Origin of the sequence: Shewanella sp. SG41-4, assembly GCF_014164505.1 — a bacterium.
In the GTDB taxonomy this organism is placed as follows: domain Bacteria; phylum Pseudomonadota; class Gammaproteobacteria; order Enterobacterales; family Shewanellaceae; genus Shewanella.
The window spans coordinates 1-1,472 of sequence record NZ_JACJFI010000579.1 but is presented as its reverse complement, the minus strand read 5'-3'; the positions used below and the strand labels follow the sequence as shown (position 1 = coordinate 1,472).

Genomic DNA, 1,472 nt, shown 5'->3' with positions numbered 1-1,472 from the left:
TTTCTGGCAAGTTTATTATTTAGATAAGGTTTAATACCTTTGCTTGATAAAACTGAAATTAACCTCTTTTGCCAATAATCCTTATGATCTTCATCTCACTCTGGTGTTAATTGCGCAACGACTCGGCCATCAAGACCATCAGAATCAAAAAGTAATTTTTCTAGTGCGGCTGATTTTAGAAAGATACCAAGGTCGAAATCTGATCCTCGAAATCGTTCTATGAAGATGTAAGAACCGATTTCAAAAATACAAATCTCACTGGCATCATTTGAATAGTGTGGCACCATGATCGTGACTCTTTCTTGGCGTAAATCCATTTTATTAGCGAGTAACTCTTTCGATCGTTGTGTTAAGAGAAAACGAACTCGTACAAATGACTCGCTGTAATCTGCCCAGAATGAAGTTCTGCCAGCTAAGTTTCTAACATGCGTTTCTGTTAAATTTGGATCTGTGCTTGTATCGCAAAGTGCATCGAATATTTTTTTAACGGACTTAAACGTTGTGACATGGTAGAAGCTTTTGAGTTTTTGTTGTGCAAACTCACTTAATTGATACCAAAAAGTATCAGCATTATCAGGCAAACAATGTATTTGAATCCATTCATCAAACTCACAACCAGGCTGAACATAATTAACTTTCGCCAGTAAGAGTTCTAATTGAGCTAATGTCTGTTTATCTTCTATATTGCGCTGACAAGTGAGCCACCAAGCTAAAGCTTCAGAATCTGGCGACATTGGTAAAGCGGCACCAGCCTGAGTATAAATAGCTTCAACATGCTCACCAGCCGAATCAGCTCCGTAACTTGAAAACCATAAAGCGACTTCAGTATTTGAATCTAACATTTTCTTTGCACCGGAGAGGTAATCTCCTTTTATTAGGTGTTTAACTATTTCTGATAATTGCTTTGTTTTTTCGGGGTGTTTTGAAGTAGTTCTAGCTGGGAATGCTTTGAGTAAAGTGCCAGCCATTGAGCTAAAACCTCGGGCAAAACCAGCTATTATTTTTAATAAAAACTGTTGAAATCTCGGCTCATCTAGTAATAAATTTGTCCAAACAATCGCTACTATTATTGATTGCTCTGAGTGATCTAATAATAGATATTTTTCCTCTGAACGAAGTAAGATCAACCATTCAATCTCTGAAATTTTTTGTTTATTTTTAAGTCTGTCAGCAATGTAACGAATGTCTTTATCGTCAATTGTAACTGCGGAACTATGACCATCAATTATTCCACCTAAAGGAGGTTGTAGTTGTGACAAATAAGGAATATGAGGTATTTCTGGTTCAATAAACCATACTTTATGATTGATATAAGTCATTTGTTGGCGTCCTTTTCAAGAAGCTCTGTGAGATCATGACTTTTAAATTCAAATCGAAATAATACTTTTCTATTTTTATCGGATGTAAGATTGATATTTGCATCATGATCCCCTCTTCCTGCTGGCAAAATTCTTGAATAAAATTTTGCCAGC

The 1,472-nt window shown here is 35.9% G+C and carries 1 protein-coding gene; it reads right to left on the bottom strand.

What is annotated here, in order from left to right; genetic code table 11:
- Positions 1 to 95: 95 nt before the first annotated feature.
- The gene (locus tag H5202_RS22385) at positions 96 to 1,319 is read right to left on the bottom strand and encodes an EH signature domain-containing protein (protein ID WP_182773966.1); all 1,224 of its coding nucleotides are present in this window, start codon (positions 1,317 to 1,319) and stop codon (positions 96 to 98) included.
- Between the last annotated feature and the right edge of the window lie 153 nt (positions 1,320 to 1,472).